The sequence below is a fragment of the Neobacillus niacini genome, assembly GCF_046591715.1.
Classification (GTDB): Bacteria; Bacillota; Bacilli; order Bacillales; family Cytobacillaceae; genus Neobacillus; species Neobacillus niacini_L.
Map to the genome: position 1 here is coordinate 17,752 of NZ_JAWVNQ010000005.1, position 15,728 is coordinate 33,479.

Consider the following 15,728-nt stretch of genomic DNA (forward strand, 5'->3'; position numbering starts at 1 on the left):
TGTAAAAAAATGTAAAAGTTAACTTTTATCTTCTCGAATATTTTTTCAAAAAAAATAACAATAAATCAGTTTCATGATAAAATAAATAGCATGGAAATTTTATATTACTAGTTTTGCTAGTTATTTTTAGTGAATGTAAGTATTTTATTTGAAACAAGGGTAGGTGGCATCGTGGGCAAAACCATTGCAATCGCGAATCAAAAGGGCGGAGTTGGAAAGACAACCACCTCTGTCAATCTAGGCGCCTGCTTAGCATACATTGGAAAAAAGGTTTTATTAGTAGACATTGATCCACAAGGGAATGCAACAAGCGGAATTGGAATAGAAAAAGCAGATGTCGAACAATGTATCTATGATGTTCTTGTAGATGATGTAGAAGCAAAGGATGTAATTAAAGCAACGTCTGTTGAGAATTTATATGTTATGCCCGCTACTATTCAGCTTGCAGGAGCAGAAATTGAGCTGGTTCCTACCATATCAAGAGAGGTCCGATTAAAGCGGGCTCTTGAGGAAGTCAAAGATCAATTTGATTATATTATTATTGATTGCCCGCCTTCATTAGGGTTATTGACTCTTAACTCCTTAACCGCTTCGGACTCTGTATTGATCCCTGTTCAATGTGAATATTATGCTTTAGAAGGTTTAAGCCAATTACTTAATACAGTGCGATTGGTGCAAAAACACTTAAACCAAGACTTGAAAATAGAAGGCGTATTACTTACGATGCTCGATGCCCGGACCAATTTGGGCATTCAAGTAATAGAAGAAGTTAAAAAATATTTTCAAGATAAAGTATATAAAACCATTATTCCAAGAAATGTACGTCTAAGTGAGGCTCCGAGTCATGGTGAACCAATTATTAACTATGATCCAAAATCTCGTGGGGCGGAAGTATATTTAGATTTAGCAAAGGAAGTGGTCTCAAATGGCTAAAGGCTTAGGGAAAAAAGGCATTAATGCATTTTTTACAAATATTGAAGCCGGTAAGGAAGAGACTGTCCAAGAAATTAGTCTAAAAGAATTGCGTCCTAATCCTTACCAGCCAAGAAAAACCTTTCAACAAGAGGCGATTGATGAGTTGAAAGCTTCTATTTTAGAGCATGGAATCCTTCAGCCTCTTGTGGTAAGAAAAAGCATAAAAGGTTATGAAATTGTTGTTGGCGAAAGACGTTTTCGAGCTGCTAAAGAAGCAAAATTAACTGCTGTTCCTGCCGTTGTCAGAGAGTTATCAGAGCAGCAAATGATGGAATTAGCGGTATTGGAGAATCTGCAGCGAGAGGATCTGAATCCGATTGAAGAAGGACAAGCATACCAAACGTTGATGGAGAAATTAAACTTTACCCAAGAAGAAGTAGCGAAGCGTTTAGGAAAGAGCCGCCCGCATGTAGCCAATCATATTCGTCTTCTCTCTCTTCCTCCTAAGATTCAAGAGTTAATTTCTACAGACAAAATTTCAATGGGTCATGGCCGGGCACTTTTAGGACTAAGACAAAAGGCAAAGCTGCCTGCTATAGTTGATAAGATTATCCAAGAATCGTTGAATGTCCGCCAGCTGGAAAAGCTCATCCAACAATTAAATGAGAGTGTTCCACGTGAAACAAAAAAGCCAGAGAAGAAAAAGGATGTGTTTATCCAGGAGCGTGAACACTCCCTTCGCGAACGATTTGGCACAACGGTAAACATTAAGAAGTCAAAAAATAAGGGTAAAATTGAAATCGAATTTTTCTCTGAAGAAGATCTAGAACGAATTTTAGAAATACTAGGCAAGGAAGAAGAGTATTAAACCATCAGTGGATGGTTTATTTTTTTGGTAAAATAACTTTCCAACACTACTAAAAAATGATAGTTTAATACTATTATAAATTTCGAGATTCGAAGAATAGGTGAATACAGAATGTTTTTATTAGGGACGCTTGTAAATGGATTGTTAATCATAATTGGGACCATTATTGGTAAACTCTTGAACCGAATTCCAGACAGCATGAGAACAACCGTTATGTATGCGATTGGATTGTCGGTGATTGTGCTCGGCTTACAAATGGGTTTAAAGAGCGAAAACTTCCTGATTGTGATCATCAGTTTGGTAATGGGAGCAGTTTTTGGAGAGCTCATGCAATTGGAAGAAAGGCTGAACCAGCTTGGTCTTTGGCTGGAGAAGAAGATGGGTTCAATCGGCGCTGGAGGAAAAGGCAGTATTGCTGAGGGATTTGTTACAGCAACCTTAATCTTTGTGATTGGAGCAATGGCAATCATCGGGGCACTAGACAGCGGGATCCGCGGAGATCATGATGTTTTGTATACGAAGGGGCTCATTGATGGTTTCACATCGATTATCTTAACTACCACCCTCGGAGTTGGAGTTATCTTTTCTGCTATACCCGTCATGCTTTACCAAGGGATTATTGCTTTATTTGCGACCCAAATCAATACTTTTATCCCCCAAGTATTGATGGATCAATTTATTGTTGAGATGACAGCAACTGGCGGTGTGATGATTTTTGCAATCGGTCTTAATCTGACAGGACTAGTTAAAATTAAAGTGGCGAACCTCCTCCCTGCTATTTTCGTGACAGGGCTGATTGTTACAGTATTATATTTATATAACCTTTATTTATAAAACTTTTTAAAAAATAGCAAAGAGCAATCCGATTATCTCCAGATTGCTCTTTTAATTGGATTTTTTCTGCTCCTGCTGCATTATTTCCTGCAGTCTTCCTTTTGAATGTAGAAGACTTGCTTGATAAATACCATTGGCGATTGTTTTTGCCATTTTCATAACCAAGTTAAGCCTAGTATTCTGTAAGACAAAAAACTCCATAAAGCCGCTGACATTGACGATACCCGTTATGTGGATATTTCCAACAGCAGGCAGCTCTTTATTAACTCCAGCGCCAGGTTTAACTGGTCCATCACCTACTTGGATCACGCCAACATTTTTCATTCTCCCTAGACAGGCATCTATCCCAATTATATAGGGATCATGATGTTTTATCGAAATTTCCTGCAAACGTTCACTTAGATTTACAGCATGGATCGGCTGATCTAAAGTACCGTATACATAAAAGCTAGACAGGTCCTTTTCTTCTAAAAGTGTTCCAACAAGCGGTCCTAGTGAATCTCCAGTTGAGCGGTCCGTTCCAATACAAACAAATACGATTGGACGTTGTGTATTTCTTGGCAGGAACTTTAATAGTTCCATTGAAAGATGATCAACAGCTTGAATATCATCGTGAGGTATTCGCCCTGTATTCGCCCTCCTATCCAAGAAACTAGGTTTCAGATTCATAAGTCCACTCCTAACTTGAGACCGTATTTTGTCTAGCACGAGTGCCAAGGAAAGGCACTTCCGCTTTTCTTTTTAACAGTATACGGAAAATTTAGAAAATCTATACGTGCCAAATAAAAGATATTCCAGTTGAAAAAATGAATCATTCACAATACTATATAGTTCAAAGGAAACTTTAATAATGGATAGATTCATTTGGAAAGGAAAGGATGCTTAAATGAGTTCTACTGAAAGAATTATTCAAAGATTTATTGATAAATTTCAAAATGAAGATACATGGTTAGCTATTGGGGAAGGGTTACTTAAGATCATTGTTATTTTGATTGTTGCAAGAATTATCATTAAGCTAGGCAGTGTAGCGATAGACAATGTTTTCAAAATAAGAACACGTTCTCCACTTAAGACTTCAGAACGAAGAGAGGAAACGCTGGCAAAGCTTCTCGATAATATCCTTACATATGTTGTGTATTTTATTGCTTTTATGATGATCCTTTCTGTTTTAACGATTGATGTAAAGGCGCTGATTGCAGGAGCGGGAGTTGTTGGACTTGCTGTAGGTTTTGGAGCGCAGAGTCTTGTCAAAGATGTAATAAGCGGCTTTTTTATTATTTTTGAAGATCAATTTTCGGTTGGAGACCATGTTCGAATTGACCAATTTGAAGGAACCGTGCAGACCATTGGTTTACGGACAACTAAGTTAAAAAGCTGGACAGGAGAAGTCCATATTCTGCCGAATGGAAGCATTATTCAAGTCACTAACTTTTCCTTGAATAATAGCCTTGCGATTATTGATATATCAGTTGCCTATGAAGAGGATATCGAAAAAACGCAAAACATCATTAGAGATTTACTAGAGAAAATGCCAGACCATTATGAAGAATTAACAAAAGCACCTGAGCTGTTGGGCGTTCAAACCTTAGGGCCTTCAGAGGTTGTTTTGCGAATTGTTGCCGAAACACTGCCCATGAAGCATGCAGGTGTTTCTAGAAATATTAAGCGGGATATTAAGCAATGCTTAGATGAACATGGAATTGAAATCCCATATCCACGTATGGTTATGTACACAAAGAATTCTGGTAATATCAATGAACCTAGTGTTTAAAAGGAGAGGAATTTAGGTGGAAGAAAAGGAATTTGGCTTATATGATGTCGTTGAAATGAAGAAGCAGCACCCTTGTGGTACAAATCGCTGGAAAATTATTCGGATGGGGATGGATATTCGGATAAAATGCGAAGGCTGCGATCATAGTGTGATGATTCCCCGCCGTGAGTTTTCCCGGAAAATGAAGAAAATATTGGAGAAGCATGAACAGTAGTTCAAGCTTCTTTTTTTTGCCTAAATATATTATCCTATTAAAAAAGCAAAATAGATATTTTGGGGGGTGAGGGAGTTTGGCTGAAGTGTATAAATCAGCCTGTCCTCTAAATTGCTGGGACAGCTGTGGTCTTCTTGTAACGGTTGAGAACAATAAAGTAATAAAAGTTGAAGGTGACCCTTCCCACCCGATTACGAAAGGGAAAATCTGCGGCAGGGGGAGAATGCTTGAAGCAAGAACAAATTCTCCTGAGAGGATTCTTTCTCCCTTAAAAAAGGTGAATGGAAAATTTGAGCAAATTTCATGGGATCAAGCGCTTGATGAAATTTCGCTTAAGTTGAAGGAAATAAAAGATCAATATGGTTCCACCGCTGTTCTGCATAGTCATGATTATGCAAACAATGGGGTCCTAAAAAATCTCGATCAACGATTTTTTAATGGGTATGGCGGTGTGACAGAAATCTATGGTTCACTTTGCTGGGGTGCAGGGATTGAAGCACAAAAGTGGGATTTTGGTGATGCATATGGTCATGAACCCGAGGATGTCCTAAATAGTAAAAATATTATTATCTGGGGAAGAAATGTTGCGCGGACCAATATGCATTTTTATGAAAAACTCCTTGAGGCAAAGAAGAATGGCGCAAGAATATATGTGATCGATCCACTCTATAATGCAACTGCAAAAATAGCAGATGAATATATCTCTGTAAAACCTGGTATGGATGGCCTCTTGGCTGTTGGGATAATAAAGGAAATCCTTCGATTAGGACTTAGTGACCGCGGTTTTATTGAAAAGTATACGTTTGGATTTCAGGATTTAGAAAGTTTAATTGATTCTATTTCTCTAGAAAGAATTAGTGAAATGACAGAAGTTTCAATCGAAAGTATTCAATTATTAGCTAAAGTATTTACGGATAAGCCAACATCAACGTTTATGGGACTTGGATTACAGCGATACAAGAATGGCGGAAATACCATCCGATTAATCGATGCGCTTGTTGCCGTCAGCGGGAATATTGGGATCCCAGGCGGAGGCGCCAACTATGCGAATCTTCAGGTAGGTCAAAGCTTTGATGTTGCTAATTTAACTAATAGTGAGAAAAAGACCAGCCACAGGAAATTTTCAATTATGAAACAGGCTGAGGAAGTACTTGCTGCCATTGACCCAGAAATAAAAATGATTATCGTCACCTGTGGCAATCCTCTAACGCAGGTTCCGGATTCATCCGTCGTGGAAAAGGCTTTTTCATCTGTTGAAACGCTTGTAGTCATTGATCAATTTATGACTGATACCGCGGCATTGGCTGATTATGTTCTGCCTAGCGCCACATCTTTTGAGGAAGAAGATATTTATTATTCTTCTATGTATCATCATTACGTCAATTATGGCCGAAAACTTGTTCAAGCTCCTGGAGAAGCAAAATCGGATTTATGGATTTGGACACAGCTTGCACAGAGACTCGGCTTTGGTGATGACTTTAAGTTTTCTAGAGAACAGCTCTTGGAAATGTCACTTCAGTCGTTAGCTGAAAAGGGAAAAACACTGGACGACCTTAAAGAGCAAAATACCCTTGAATTACCGGTAAAGCGGGTCCCGTGGCAGGATTACCAGTTCAAAACAGCTTCTGGAAAGTATGAGTTTACATCTACAGTTAAGGGCGAAGAAGGAAAGTTAAAATTAGCGGTTCCTGAAGAATCAGTATGGAACAATCCTCAACTGGCTGAAAGGTTTCCATTTAATTTGTTAAGTATTCACCCATTAAGATCAAACCATTCTCAAAATTATCACCTTTTCTCTAAAGCTCCAGAAGTTAAGATTGAAGCAGCTGAAAATATTGCAGCTGAAAAGCAGCTTAAGAATGGCGATATGGTGAGAGTATGGAATGGCCGTGGAGAAGTGAAGGGTTATCTTTCCATTTTGCCCAAGGCACATCCTAACACGATTAATATAGATGAAGGAATATGGAAGAAGTTTGGCGGTTCTGTTAATAACCTAACCTCGAGCGGAGAATCAGATAATGGGCTGGGCAGCATTCTTTATGATTGTCTGGTAAATATTGAAAAGGTGAACTAACTGCCGCATATAGCGGCAGTTTTTCTTTTTTCACTTAGGAGCCCGGAGCACACACTTTTCTTTGCTTGTCTTTTTACGTGCTAATGCCTATAATTGTGAGAGGCATTTTTAATATTTCGGACATTATTTTATTAAAATAGATTTGATTTTTTTAAGGAGTGAAAGTAATGGCATTAACAGCAGGGATTGTAGGACTGCCGAATGTGGGCAAGTCTACTTTATTTAATGCAATCACACAGGCTGGGGCTGAATCAGCTAACTATCCATTCTGTACGATTGATCCAAACGTAGGAATTGTCGAGGTACCAGACCACCGTCTCGATAAATTGACTGAGCTCGTGCAGCCAAAAAAGACTGTTCCCACAGCATTTGAATTTACCGATATTGCAGGGATTGTTAAAGGTGCGAGTAAAGGTGAAGGTTTAGGAAATAAGTTTCTTTCACATATCCGTCAAGTAGATGCAATTTGTCAGGTTGTCCGCTGCTTCAGTGACGACAACATTACACATGTTTCCGGTAAAGTGGATCCTATTTCAGATATTGAAGTCATTAACTTAGAGTTAATTCTTGCTGATATGGAATCTGTGGAGAAGCGGATTAGCCGAGTGGAGAAATTAGCTAAGCAAAAAGATAAAGAAGCGGCTGCTGAGTTTGAAGTGCTTTCCATGCTTCGTGACGCTTTTGAAGCTGAAAAGCCGGCAAGGACAGTTGAATTTACCGAAGAACAGTTAAAGATTGCAAAAATGCTTCATCTGTTAACCATTAAGCCCGTTCTTTATGTGGCTAACGTTGGTGAAGATGATGTTGCGGATCCATCTAATAACGAATATGTTCAAAAGGTACGTGAGTATGCAGCGGCAGATAATGCCGAAGTAATCGTGGTTTGTGCAAAGATCGAGGAGGAAATCTCTGAGCTTGAAGGCGATGAAAAGCAAATGTTCCTTGAAGAACTTGGGATTGAAGAATCTGGACTTGATCAATTAATTCGTGCAGCCTATAACTTGCTTGGATTAGCTACTTACTTCACTGCAGGAGTCCAGGAGGTTCGTGCATGGACATTTAGACATGGCATGAAAGCTCCACAATGTGCAGGAATCATTCACTCTGATTTTGAACGAGGGTTTATCCGTGCCGAAACGGTTTCTTATGATGACCTATTAGCAGCAGGCAGCTACAATGCAGCTAAAGAAGCAGGAAAAGTCCGTCTAGAAGGAAAAGAATACCTAGTAAAAGACGGAGACGTCATTCACTTCCGTTTTAACGTGTAAAACATCCAGCCTTGCGTTTGCAAGGCTTTTTATGTGGGAAGACTTTGTAAGGGAAAAACTAGAATTTGTGAACAACCTTGCATTTCCTGATTAACTATGCTAAAATTTTACCTTGTGAGTAATGAATAATTGCTCCTTGCCCTTTTAGGGCCGTTTAGACCAAAAGGAGGTGACTGTGATGAATAAGTACGAAATCATGTACATCATCCGCCCAAACATTGAAGACGAAGCGAAAAAGGCTCTTGTAGAGCGTTTCAACGGAATTCTTCTTGAAAACGGTGCGGAAACTGCTGAAACAAAAGATTGGGGTAAGCGTCGTTTAGCTTACGAAATCAACGATTTCCGTGATGGTTATTACGAAATCGTAAAAACTACATCTTCAGCTGACGCGGTACAAGAATTTTCTCGTCTTGCGAAGATCAACGAAGATATCATTCGCCATTTAGTAATTAAAGAAGAAGCTTAATATAAATATACTTTGGCTGAATGTTTCACATGAAACATTCACTAGAAGAAAAGGAGTTGATTCTGATGATGAATCGTGTCGTGCTTGTCGGCCGTTTAACAAAAGATCCTGATTTGCGTTATACACCAAATGGGGTTCCTGTAGCTACCTTTACTTTAGCTGTTAACCGTCCGTTTTCTAGTCAGTCAGGTGAACGTGAAGCAGACTTTATTAACTGTGTTGTTTGGCGAAAACCGGCTGAAAATGTGGCTAACTTCTTGAAAAAAGGCAGTCTTGCAGGTGTAGATGGCCGCATTCAAACCCGCAACTATGAAGGACAAGATGGTAAGCGTGTATACGTTACTGAAGTTCAAGCAGAAAGTGTTCAATTTCTTGAGCCTAAAAATGCATCTAGCGGCGGTGGCGGAAGAAGCGACAATGATTACTTCGGTGCACCACCAAGGGAACCGCAGGGAAATCCTTACGGCGGCGGCAATCAGAATCAACGACAATATCAAAACAACAATAATAACAAAGGTTTTACTAAAGTGGATGATGATCCGTTCGCTGGTAACGGTCAGATTGACATCTCCGATGATGACTTACCATTTTAAAGTAACCTTTGAATGAACGTTTCTTATAACAGTAATGAAGGAGGGAAATTTCATGGCAGGTGGAGGACGTAAAGGCGGACGCGCGAAGCGCCGTAAAGTATGTTATTTTACAGCTAACGGTATCTCACGCATCGATTATAAAGATGTAGATTTACTTAAAAAGTTCATCTCTGAACGTGGAAAGATTTTACCACGTCGTGTAACTGGTACTAGCGCTAAATACCAACGTAAACTAACAGTTGCAATCAAACGTGCACGTCAAATGGCATTATTACCATTCGTTGCAGGAGAATAAGAATTGCTACTTAAAGACAGCAGGGGATTTCCCTTGGCTGTCTTTTTATTTTATCTTGCAGATTTGTTGAATAGGAGAGCGTAACTGGCTAAAATTAAGAAATAGGCTTTTTGAAATAATTGGGGTGAAGTAGTGAAGAATGTTCGAAAATTAACGGAAGGTGCAATCCTTTTAGCATCCTTCTCAGTTTTATTATTACTTACGATTTATGTTCCTCTTCTTGGGATGATCGTAAACTTATTCTTAGCTGTGCCATTTATGCTTTTTGCAGCAAAGAATGACGGGAAAAGTATTTTTGTTTTTATCATCGCCTCCCTTCTTCTTTCGTTCATTGTCGGAAGTGTGATGTCACTGCCATTGACACTTGCATATGGAACAACAGGTGTCGTAATCGGATACCTAATTCAAAAACAAAAGAATATGGGTGTTCTATTCATCGCAGGATCCCTTGTCTTTTTAGTTAATTTAGTTATTATTTATGTTTCAAGTATTGTCCTGTTTAAAATAGATATGATTACGGAAATGCTTGATGTCATGCGTGAATCACTCAATATTTCCGCTGATATATTGAAGAACTTTGGGAATGAAGAAGAGTCAAAAAGAGTGTTGGAAATGTTTAATAATGGATTAAATCTGGTCAAAACGTTAATTCCAACCTTATTTGTACTCTCTTCCTTTTTTATCGTATTTATCATGCAGCTTGTATCATTTCCGATTATCAAGCGATTCGGGGTTAAAATAGAAAAGTGGAAGAGCTTTAAAGACATTACCTTGCCGAAAAGCATTATGTATTATTTCCTCCTTACTTTGATTCTTAGTATGTTTATGAATCCTGAAGAAGGCACCTTTTGGTATATGGCCATTATCAACATGACCTATATCCTTCAATTTCTGATCGTTATACAAGGATTTACATTTATTTTCTTCTTTTTTGAACAAAAGGGTATTTCAAAAGCTATTTCTATAACGATCGCGATTGCCGCTTTTCTAATTCCAATTTTCCTTTATATTATAGGGATATTAGGTATAATTGACTTAGGCTTTGATTTACGAAAAGGCCTTACGAAAAAATAGAGATGACTACTGTTTAGGAGCTGAAAAAATTGCCTGCATTTATTGAAAAACGCTCGATTCGCTACCCATTTTACGGGTTGATAGGCATTACAGTGGTTCTACTCATTGTCCTGGCTTACTATAACTGGATCCTCAGCTTAGCTGGGTTACTTCTAATTGTCCCGCCGCTGTACTATATGTTAGTCATTGATACGAGCCAAAGAAAAGAGATGGAAGATTATATCTCAACCCTTTCATATCGAGTGAAACGGGTAGGCGAAGAAGCGCTGATGGAGATGCCAATTGGAATTATGCTCATTAATGATGATTACTTTATTGAGTGGGCCAATCCTTTTCTTTCCTCCTATTTTGATGAAGATACTCTAGTGGGAAAATCACTCTATGAAATAGCGGATACGTTAATACCATTAATCAAACAGGAAGTAGATACAGAAATCATTACCCTGCATGAAAGAAAGTTTCGCGTTATCCTTAAAAGTGAAGAAAAACTTCTTTATTTCTTTGATGTCACAGAACAAAAAGAAATTGAAAAAATGTATCATGACGAGCGAACCGTGATTGCGGTTATCTTTTTAGATAATTACGATGAGCTTACACAAGGTATGGATGACCAAATGCGAGGAAGCATTAACAATATGGTGACTTCCACCCTCAATAAGTGGGCACAAGATAACGGGATCTTTCTCAAAAGGATCTCATCTGAACGGTTTATTGCTGTTTTTAATGAGGGAATATTGCTGCATCTAGAAAAAGGAAAATTTACTGTCCTTGATGAAATTAGAGAAATGACTTCTAAACAGAATATTTCCTTTACGCTCAGTATTGGTGTAGGGGCAGGAACGCCATCTTTGCCTGAGTTAGGTGTGTTAGCACAGTCCAGCCTTGATTTAGCCCTTGGAAGAGGCGGAGATCAGGTAGCCATCAAACATCCTAATGGCAAAGTGAAGTTCTTTGGAGGCAAAACAAACCCGGTTGAAAAGAGGACAAGGGTACGGGCACGTGTCATTTCCCATGCATTAAAGGATTTAATTACTGCAAGTGATAAAGTGATTATTATGGGTCATAAAAATCCCGATATGGATTCGATTGGTTCTTCGATTGGGATTTACAAGGTTGCGCAAATGAACCAAAAGGAAGCCTACATAGTTTTAAACTTTCAAGAAATGGACGGCGCTGTTCATAGGCTTATGGAGGAAATTCGCCATCAAGAGCAATTATTTTCTCGATTTATTGGGCCAGAAGAAGCCTTAGAAATCTCAACTGAAAAAACATTATTGGTTATTGTCGATACTCATAAGCCAGCACTTGTCATTGAAGAGCGACTGCTTAATAAAATTGATAATGTTGTTGTCATCGACCATCATCGCCGCGGTGAAGAGTTTATTGAAAACCCAGTCTTAGTTTATATGGAGCCATATGCTTCTTCAACGGCGGAACTTGTAACCGAATTTCTTGAATACCAGCCAAAACGCGGTAAAATAGAAATGATAGAAGCTACGGCACTGCTTGCAGGAATCGTGGTGGATACGAAAAGCTTTACGTTACGTACGGGTGCTAGAACCTTTGACGCAGCTTCTTATTTACGCGGCCAGGGTGCAGATACCATTCTGGTTCAAAAGTTCCTAAAAGAAAGCGTGAATACGTATATTAAGCGGGCTAAATTAATTGAATCGGTTCAATTTTATCGAGATGGCATTGCCATTGCGAAAGGTGATGAAGGCGAGCTTCATGACCAGGTCCTTCTTGCTCAGGCGGCAGATACACTTCTGACTATGGATGGTGTAGCAGCTTCATTCGTGATTGCAAAACGAAATGAGGCTATGATTGGAATTAGTGCAAGGTCGCTCGGCAATGTAAATGTTCAGGTCATTATGGAAAAGCTTCAAGGCGGCGGGCACCTGACAAATGCAGCCACTCAACTGACTGGTATTTCCATCGCAGAAGCCGAAAGACAATTAAAGATGGCAATTGAAGACTATTTTGAAGGTGGGAAAAAAGAATGAAAGTAATTTTTCTAAAAGATGTAAAAGGAAAAGGCAAAAAAGGTGAAGTAAAGAACGTAGCAGATGGCTATGCACAAAACTTCTTAATTAAGCAAGGTCTGGCAATTGAAGCGAATAACGCAAACATCAGCACGTTAGAGGGCCAAAAGAAAAAAGAAGACAAACGTGCAGCCGAAGAGCTGGCCGAGGCTAAAAAGCTGGGAGAACAGTTAGAAAAAATTACTGTTGAACTGTCTGCAAAAGCAGGCGAAGGCGGCCGTTTGTTTGGTTCAATTACAACAAAACAAATTGCTGAAGAACTTCAAAAGAAGCACGGGATTAAAATTGATAAACGCAAAATGGAGTTATCAGATGCGATTCGCACTTTGGGTCATACAAAGGTTCCCGTTAAGCTTCATCATGAAGTTTTAGCAACCTTAACAGTACATGTAAAAGAAGTAAATTAATTTCCAGTTCACATTTAAGATAAACATGTTAAAATAATAAAAGTTAAGAGAAAAAGAAATTACACTTTTTCCTAGGGAAAAAGAAATACACTTTTTCCTAAGTTAGTGACGTGATCGGTTTTTGGCTGGTCACTTTTCTTTATTTTGGACACAACAATTACTATTAAAATATAAATTATCCTCTTCACAATAGGAGGTTTTGATTATGAATGATTTATATGCAGACCGTCTGCCGCCGCAAAATATTGAAGCTGAACAAGCTGTCCTAGGTGCGATATTCTTAGAGCCTGCGGCCTTAACGGTGGCATCTGAAGTCCTGATACCAGAGGATTTCTATCGTGCTTCCCATCAAAAAATCTATAATGCCATGCTGAAATTGAATGACGAAGGCAAGGTAGTAGACCTTGTTACGGTAACAGAGGAATTAGCAGCAGCAAAGCTCATTGAGGATACGGGCGGTGTAAGTTATTTAAGTGAATTGGCAAGCTCCGTTCCAACTGCAGCCAATATTGAATATTATGCTAGAATCGTAGAAGAAAAGTCTTTGCTGAGACGTTTGATTCGGACGGCAACTGAGATTGCATCGGATGGCTATTCGCGTGAAGACGAAGTGGAAGCACTTTTAAGCGAAGCTGAAAAAAATATTCTTGCTGTCGCACAGCGAAAAAATGCCGGAGCCTTCCACAATATTAAAGATGTCCTTGTTCGTACGTATGACAATATTGAGCAAATGCATCAGAATGCCGGGGAAATTACCGGTCTAGAGACAGGATTTATTGAGCTTGATCGAATGACAGCAGGATTCCAACGCAACGACTTAATCATTGTCGGTGCCCGTCCTTCTGTAGGTAAAACCGCTTTTGCCTTAAATATCGCGCAAAATGTTGCACACAAAACAGGTGAAAATATTGCAATCTTTAGTCTGGAGATGGGTGCAGAGCAGCTAGTCATGCGTCTTCTCTGTGCGGAAGGTAATATTGATGCACAAAGACTCCGTACCGGAACGCTGACCGATGATGACTGGGGTAAATTGACGATGGCGATGGGCAGTCTATCAAGCTCAGGAATCTTTATTGATGATACGCCAGGAGTTAGAATAAGTGATATTCGATCCAAGTGCCGCCGCTTAAAGCAAGAGCACGGTTTAGGAATGATTCTTATTGATTACTTACAGCTGATCCTAGGAAGCGGCCGTGCTGGCGAAAACCGTCAACAGGAAGTATCAGAAATCTCTCGTTCCCTTAAGCAGTTAGCCCGTGAGCTTCAGGTGCCTGTTATTGCCTTATCCCAGCTTTCCCGTGGTGTCGAGCAGCGTCAGGACAAACGTCCGATGATGTCCGATATCCGTGAATCTGGTTCGATTGAGCAGGATGCCGATATCGTTGCCTTCTTATATCGTGATGATTATTATGATAAAGAATCCGAGAATAAAAACATCATCGAAATCATTATTGCTAAGCAGCGTAACGGCCCAACTGGAACTGTTTCACTCGCCTTCGTGAAGGAATATAATAAATTCGTCAACTTGGAAACTCGGTATGATCCGAGTGCTTAGTTGCTATAGAGATATTAAGCTAGCCAAACTTTTGGCTGGCTTTTTTTTTGGTAGATTGGTTGATTGCTTGATTATATGGAAAAGGGTCAATCCAAGGGTAAATGATGCTATTCATGCCCGTTTAGGCTAAAAAAGAGTGTTAGCGGTAACGAATAAAGGCTATTCGTGCCCGTTCAAGTCAAAAAAGAGTGTTAGCGGTAACGAATAAAAGCTATTCATGCCCGTATAGGTCAAAAAAGAGTGTTAGTGGTAACGAATAGAAAAGGTTATTTTTTTAATCTGTAATAGGATGATCTGCTGTGTCTTATTAGTTCGAGGTTTTTTGCTAAAATTCGTCTAATTGTTTTTTTAGACTTTATTATGCTGCACCAATCATGAATACTATCTGTCGTAATCTTTCTATCCGGAAATAGTAAAGTAAATTCCTTTATACTTCTTAAAATTGCTGCATCTACATCTTCAACATATCCACAGTTCTTACATTTCAATGTCTTGTCAGCTAAAAAGCTTTTACAGTTGTAACAAGTTATACCCTTTTTTATTTTTTCAAAGGTGTAAGGAGGTAATCTTGGGTAGGGAGATTCGTCTTTATGGAGACTAGCTAATTGTTCAGCTAAGTGAAAATGTTTATTATTTAATTTTACCGGTCTAGTATTTAATTTTTTTAAAAAGCGGTTAAGCTGTGTTGGAAAAATAATGGAGGACTCTGTTGATGGTATATATAAATGAAACTCGGGGTTGATGAAGATAAGATAGGCTTCAATTGTAAAATGATATCCTAATTTGTTCAGCAACTTTTTAAGTAAGATTTCACAGCGTTCAAGTTGATGTAATGGGTTCTTTTGCAGCTCCCCTGAAGGGTTATACCATTTATCATCTTTGACGGCGTAATCGCCTTCAAAATTTTTAACGTCTAATAGATAAATTTTTTCACAAGCGATGATCAACGTATCAATTTGGAAAATGGATTGATTAAACTCCAGTAATAAATCATGAAGAACTAACCAATTATCAGTAAGATTAAGGAGCCAAATATCGCTTCTTACCTCGCCTTCGTAGCCTTTATTGATTGTCCAAATATGTTTTTTATCATTTTCGGTTAAATTCATTCTAGTATCTAAAAAGTTATTAAGCACCAATTCCAACGGTTCTGGCCGAGATCTAAAATTCATATAACACTTCCCTATTATTATTTTAATAAAACTCTAATACCTATTTTATGGAAAAACCCAAAGCAGCACAAGCTAGATTCCTAATTTAATATTTTACGAACATATTTTAATAAGTTAATATAAATCGTTCGTGTTTTGTTGACTTTTACCTATAATAATTGTTAAACTTGTGTGTGGAAA

At 38.7% G+C, this 15,728-nt stretch carries 16 protein-coding genes; 14 read left to right on the forward strand and 2 right to left on the reverse strand.

Going from position 1 to position 15,728, the window contains the following annotated elements; genetic code table 11:
* Nucleotides 1-171 precede the first annotated feature (171 nt).
* The 3 genes from SFC47_RS14440 to SFC47_RS14450 all read left to right on the forward strand — a co-directional run bounded on the left by SFC47_RS14440 (nt 172) and on the right by SFC47_RS14450 (nt 2,617).
* Nucleotides 172-933, forward strand: a complete 762-nt coding sequence (locus tag SFC47_RS14440) for a ParA family protein (RefSeq protein WP_411255003.1) — start codon at nt 172-174, stop codon at nt 931-933.
* Complete coding sequence (locus SFC47_RS14445; protein WP_411255004.1) at nt 926-1,783, forward strand: ParB/RepB/Spo0J family partition protein; 858 nt, start codon at nt 926-928, stop codon at nt 1,781-1,783. The genes SFC47_RS14440 and SFC47_RS14445 overlap by 8 nt, the downstream gene beginning before the upstream one ends.
* A gap of 111 nt (nt 1,784-1,894) precedes the next feature.
* Nucleotides 1,895-2,617 (forward strand): DUF554 domain-containing protein, encoded by a 723-nt coding sequence (locus SFC47_RS14450; protein ID WP_411255005.1) that lies wholly within the window; start codon nt 1,895-1,897, stop codon nt 2,615-2,617.
* Between the two features lie 51 nt (nt 2,618-2,668).
* Here the strand turns inward: SFC47_RS14450 and yyaC are convergent, their stop codons facing one another.
* A complete protein-coding gene (gene yyaC / locus SFC47_RS14455) occupies nt 2,669-3,286 on the reverse strand; it encodes a spore protease YyaC (protein ID WP_411255006.1) in 618 nt (205 codons plus the stop codon).
* A 217-nt stretch (nt 3,287-3,503) separates the two neighbouring features.
* Between yyaC and SFC47_RS14460 the strand changes: the two genes are divergently transcribed.
* The 11 genes from SFC47_RS14460 (at nt 3,504) to dnaB (ending at nt 14,376) form a co-directional block, all read left to right on the forward strand.
* Complete coding sequence (locus tag SFC47_RS14460) at nt 3,504-4,388, forward strand: mechanosensitive ion channel family protein (RefSeq protein ID WP_411255007.1); 885 nt, start codon at nt 3,504-3,506, stop codon at nt 4,386-4,388.
* A gap of 16 nt (nt 4,389-4,404) precedes the next feature.
* Nucleotides 4,405-4,602, forward strand: a complete 198-nt coding sequence (locus SFC47_RS14465; RefSeq protein WP_411255008.1) for a DUF951 domain-containing protein — start codon at nt 4,405-4,407, stop codon at nt 4,600-4,602.
* A gap of 76 nt (nt 4,603-4,678) precedes the next feature.
* Nucleotides 4,679-6,676 carry a molybdopterin-dependent oxidoreductase gene (locus SFC47_RS14470; RefSeq protein ID WP_411255009.1) on the forward strand — a complete coding sequence of 666 codons (1,998 nt, stop codon included), beginning with the start codon at nt 4,679-4,681 and terminating at the stop codon, nt 6,674-6,676.
* Between the two features lie 167 nt (nt 6,677-6,843).
* Nucleotides 6,844-7,944: a redox-regulated ATPase YchF gene (gene ychF, locus SFC47_RS14475; protein ID WP_411255010.1), complete on the forward strand. Its 1,101-nt coding sequence runs from the start codon at nt 6,844-6,846 to the stop codon at nt 7,942-7,944.
* Nucleotides 7,945-8,122: 178 nt separating this feature from the next.
* Nucleotides 8,123-8,410: a 30S ribosomal protein S6 gene (gene rpsF / locus SFC47_RS14480; protein ID WP_411255011.1), complete on the forward strand. Its 288-nt coding sequence runs from the start codon at nt 8,123-8,125 to the stop codon at nt 8,408-8,410.
* A gap of 65 nt (nt 8,411-8,475) precedes the next feature.
* Entirely contained in the window at nt 8,476-9,003 is a 528-nt protein-coding gene (gene ssb / locus SFC47_RS14485) for a single-stranded DNA-binding protein (protein WP_411255272.1), read from the forward strand.
* Nucleotides 9,004-9,055: 52 nt separating this feature from the next.
* A complete protein-coding gene (gene rpsR, locus SFC47_RS14490; protein WP_063255175.1) occupies nt 9,056-9,298 on the forward strand; it encodes a 30S ribosomal protein S18 in 243 nt (80 codons plus the stop codon).
* A gap of 132 nt (nt 9,299-9,430) precedes the next feature.
* Complete coding sequence (locus tag SFC47_RS14495) at nt 9,431-10,372, forward strand: YybS family protein (protein ID WP_411255012.1); 942 nt, start codon at nt 9,431-9,433, stop codon at nt 10,370-10,372.
* A 29-nt stretch (nt 10,373-10,401) separates the two neighbouring features.
* The gene (locus tag SFC47_RS14500) at nt 10,402-12,375 is read left to right on the forward strand and encodes a DHH family phosphoesterase (protein ID WP_411255013.1); all 1,974 of its coding nucleotides are present in this window, start codon (nt 10,402-10,404) and stop codon (nt 12,373-12,375) included.
* Nucleotides 12,372-12,821 (forward strand): 50S ribosomal protein L9, encoded by a 450-nt coding sequence (gene rplI, locus SFC47_RS14505; protein WP_411255014.1) that lies wholly within the window; start codon nt 12,372-12,374, stop codon nt 12,819-12,821. The genes SFC47_RS14500 and rplI overlap by 4 nt, the downstream gene beginning before the upstream one ends.
* A 205-nt stretch (nt 12,822-13,026) precedes the next feature.
* The gene (gene dnaB, locus SFC47_RS14510; RefSeq protein ID WP_411255015.1) at nt 13,027-14,376 is read left to right on the forward strand and encodes a replicative DNA helicase; all 1,350 of its coding nucleotides are present in this window, start codon (nt 13,027-13,029) and stop codon (nt 14,374-14,376) included.
* A 266-nt stretch (nt 14,377-14,642) separates the two neighbouring features.
* On the opposite strand, the gene SFC47_RS14515 is transcribed toward dnaB, so the two are convergent.
* Nucleotides 14,643-15,512, reverse strand: coding sequence for a nuclease-related domain-containing protein (locus SFC47_RS14515; protein ID WP_411255273.1), 870 nt, complete (start codon nt 15,510-15,512; stop codon nt 14,643-14,645).
* Nucleotides 15,513-15,728: the final 216 nt, after the last annotated feature.